Consider the following 3,812-nt stretch of genomic DNA (forward strand, 5'->3'; position numbering starts at 1 on the left):
AGGGAATAATGGGAATGGGCAAGGGAACAACGGAAGAGAATCGCAAGGGAATAATGGGAATGGGCAAGGGAACAACGGAAGAGAATCGCAAGGGAATAATGGGAATGGGCAAGGGAACAACGGAAGAGAATCGCAAGGGAATAATGGGAATCAGCAAGGGAACAACGGCAGAGGGTCCCAAGGAAATAATGGGAATCAGCAAGAGAACAACGGTAGAGGGTCCCAAGGGAATAATGGACATCAGCAAGAGAACAATGGCAGAGGGTCTCAGTAAGGAAAGCTCCTACCACATAATATTTAGTGAAAGAAAAATCTATAGAATATTGAACGGAGGGGAGATTCCTTCCATCTGAAGATATTTTTTAACATTTTTTTAAAATGACGGACATAAAATCGTATATCCTTTCGAATTATATATATGGATATCATTAATGTTTATATAAAAGGGGAGAAAAAATATGAAAGAAATGTATGAAGAAATCACTGAAGTATTGAAGGTATTAGCACATCCTGTCCGTTTATCATTAGTAAAAATAATGCTTGCAAAAGGTCCTATTAACGTAACGACAATGTATGAAACATTACAAATGCCTCAAAGTACAATTAGTCAACATTTATCTAAACTAAAAGCTACAAAGGTCGTTACAGGTACTCGGAAAGGGTTAGAAATTTATTATGARGTAACWGAYAATCGYACAAAATCAATATTAGCATGTTTAGTTTAAATGCTGACTTCTATTTCAAAATAAAAAGTGCTATTCTTTCCTACGTATTTACAGAGAGAATAGCGTTTTTTACTTTTAAGGAGTATCTTTTTTATTAGTTTGATAGTGATATGGTATTAACTCTAAAATATAAAAATGTTGCTTTCGTTTTCATTCTTTCTCATAAGTTTGAACTCAAAAGGTCGACTATCTCATCGTATCCAAGGCGTTTAGCGGTTTCTATGGGGGTTTCTATTAATTTTTGATTCTTTGGCATACTGTATAATGTTGCTTTCGCATGTAAGTTCGGTTGATGATGTAGTAACACTCGAACCACTTCAATAAAGCCTCGTTCACATGCACTATGTAACGGTGTAACCTTTCCTTGTCCTGTACTATGGATATTAGCTCCATTTTCTAACAACAGCGCTACCATCTCTGGTTTATTGCGGTCGCAAGCAAGACTTAATGCACTCCTTTTGTATTCTTCTAGTAATTCCATATCAATACTGTTGTCTATTAAAACCTTTGCTGCTTCAAGATTGTTATCATCCACTGCGTAGTGGAGAGCTGAACTTTTTCTGCTTGTCACCGCATTTATATTTTTAATACGCTCTAAAATATAATGAACAATTTCTTGATTACCAGACTTACTAATTAAATGAAGAGGAGTGACTTTTCCGACCATTATTTCATTTGCATTTTCACCTCTAGAAATTAAGTATTTAATAATTTCTACGTTACCTTTTCCGCATGATAGGGAAAAAGGTGTTTCTCCATGATATTTAATCTTCAGATTTGCTCCTGCTTCCACTAGTAATGTAACTATATCAATGTTGTCATTTAAACAAGCAATGTGAAGTGGCGTTTTTCTATCAAGTCCTTTTTTATTTAATGTAGATAATTTAATGTTTACTAACTTTTCTTTAACTGTTTCTATGTCATTCCTCATACACGCGTAGTTTAACGTATTCTTAAAACTTTCTGCTTTAATAGCGCTTTGTAGTTGTGATTTACCAAAATCAGAGGTTGGTTCAATATGATAATGGCTGTATGCAAGCAAAAGTAGTGCAGAACTGCACTCTAAAGTAGGATTTAAATCATCATAATAATCAACTTCATATAAACCATTTGTTTTGACAGTTAAAACAAATGCAGTCCAGTTTGATTCCCCAGTATGACGTACTCTTTGAATATTGTCCATAATTTCATTAGATGGAAGCCCTTCTGAGCCATGTTCAAATACTTCCATAGATTCATAATGAAAGTAACTATACGTCGTGACAACCCCATTGTAAAATGCAAATAACATCGATTTTTCAGCTGTATTGGGTATATGCTTTAACATGATTTCGACAAGTGTTTCTATATATTGATTCTTCAATGATTTCACCTCTATTAATATTTGAACGGGTGACGTTATAATTATTTGGAATTTCTAACATACTAATAATCTTGAACATCACTTTACGTAATTTCAAAAAAAATTGACTTTTACATATATTATAACATTTCATCTTAGTTTGTTGGTAAAAGGCTTTTATGTTCGCTAAGTTATCTGTTCTTTATGTACAAATTTTATGAAAACTCAATTGACAGCAACAAAATTTATTTAGTTGATAATTATGAAGAGTAACAAATAACCTAGGTAGAGAAACTCATACTTTTGGATAGAGAGCATTCTATGTTTTTGATATATTAATAGTTAGAGAACAGARGTAAGGGGTGAAGATATAGAAATGGAATTATTTGATTACTATAAGCGAAAAGGGAAGTTTAAGCTGTTAATTGGAGCGGGTATTTTTATTCTCGCTTTATGCACTGTATATGACGATTGGGGATATATTAATTGGGGGCAGATTATCTTTTTTGTTATCGCTTCTTCTATCTTTTTTGGAATTGGATTTTGGCAGTTAAGAAAAGGGAATTTGATACAAAAGAATACGGTGAAAAGTAATATGACGTTTTGGGATGTGGAGACTTTTGTCGTATTAGAATTACCTAAGCGGAACAAGCAATATGGTTTATATCATCCTGATGGCGGATATGTTGCAGGAACAAAGATAGTTTCATCTAACATTCTTTTTTCAGTAATACCTTTTTTACATAATAAAGATGTATATGCATTAGAAACGAGTAGCGGGAAAATTCTAGCATATTTTCATACTGAAGTGGACGGATATGATTGGGTAATCTATGATTCGAATTATAATCAGATTGGTATGTTTAAAGAAAAAATGATACAAGGATTTACTATGATACGTGGTACTTTGCTGACTGATAAGGCTACAAAATTGTCCGATATAGAAGTAGAGTTTGATTTTATTCAAAGTACTCTTAGTACAATAGATGGGCGTATATTAGCAATCGGTAAGCAAGGATATATGTCTATAGAATGGAGTGAAAGGTTCATGGGCTTAAATGTACCTACTATTAAATTAGGTTCTAATGCGTCTAATAATGAAAAAATTCTCAGTTTAGGGGTGCTCCTTTATAGCTTACATACAATTGAAATTCGAAAAAATAGGGCGAGCGTTTAATGAGGGGGAGCAGTGTTTATATGCGAAACTTTATAGGAATTTCATTTTTCTAATTATATCTTTTTAGATTGATGGATGTGGAGTCACGTCCATCAATCTAAGAAAACAAGTTAGCCTAAAGAAAATAAAAATAAACTTTATAAAAACACGAAATATGAACGTAGAGAATTAAACGAAATTTATAGTACTTTTCTAGTCATGTAATCTTTTCATTTGATGGTCTTTTCCCCATTCAAATAGTTCATCCATAATTTGCATTAAAGATTTTCCATGTTCGCTTATTGTGTACTCAACCTTTGGTGGTACTTCTTGATATACAGTACGATGGATAATCCCATCAGCCTCAAGTTGCCGAAGTTGCTGTGTGAGAACTTTTTGTGTAATGTTTGGAATTTCTCGTTTTATTTCATTTGTTCGCATTTTTCCATCCGCCAAAACACATAAAATATGAATTTTCCATTTTCCACCGATCACGTCGAGTGTCGTTGCGATTGGGCAATTATCATTTTGATTCATATAACACCTCCAAAGGTACTTTAAGGTTCCTATAGCACTTTAAAGTACGTAC

General features: G+C 33.2%; 5 protein-coding genes. 3 read left to right on the forward strand and 2 right to left on the reverse strand.

Translation table 11 applies throughout. The features are described 5' to 3' along the window. Window positions 1-353, forward strand: a 353-nt coding sequence (locus AC1DJR_RS20850) for a hypothetical protein (protein ID WP_477003410.1), incomplete at its 5' end; no start/stop codon positions are given. Window positions 354-458: 105 nt separating this feature from the next. Then, window positions 459-725, forward strand: a complete 267-nt coding sequence (locus AC1DJR_RS20855) for an ArsR/SmtB family transcription factor (protein ID WP_002167922.1) — start codon at window positions 459-461, stop codon at window positions 723-725. A gap of 160 nt (window positions 726-885) precedes the next feature. On the opposite strand, the gene AC1DJR_RS20860 is transcribed toward AC1DJR_RS20855, so the two are convergent. Beyond that, window positions 886-2,088, reverse strand: a complete 1,203-nt coding sequence (locus AC1DJR_RS20860; RefSeq protein ID WP_477003411.1) for an ankyrin repeat domain-containing protein — start codon at window positions 2,086-2,088, stop codon at window positions 886-888. A gap of 355 nt (window positions 2,089-2,443) precedes the next feature. Between AC1DJR_RS20860 and AC1DJR_RS20865 the strand changes: the two genes are divergently transcribed. After that, window positions 2,444-3,244, forward strand: a complete 801-nt coding sequence (locus tag AC1DJR_RS20865) for an ABC transporter ATP-binding protein (RefSeq protein ID WP_429687561.1) — start codon at window positions 2,444-2,446, stop codon at window positions 3,242-3,244. Between the two features lie 192 nt (window positions 3,245-3,436). Here the strand turns inward: AC1DJR_RS20865 and AC1DJR_RS20870 are convergent, their stop codons facing one another. After that, window positions 3,437-3,760 (reverse strand): winged helix-turn-helix transcriptional regulator, encoded by a 324-nt coding sequence (locus AC1DJR_RS20870; RefSeq protein WP_002167925.1) that lies wholly within the window; start codon window positions 3,758-3,760, stop codon window positions 3,437-3,439. Window positions 3,761-3,812 lie beyond the last annotated feature (52 nt).

This window comes from Bacillus sp. 05T31, from assembly GCF_056396725.1.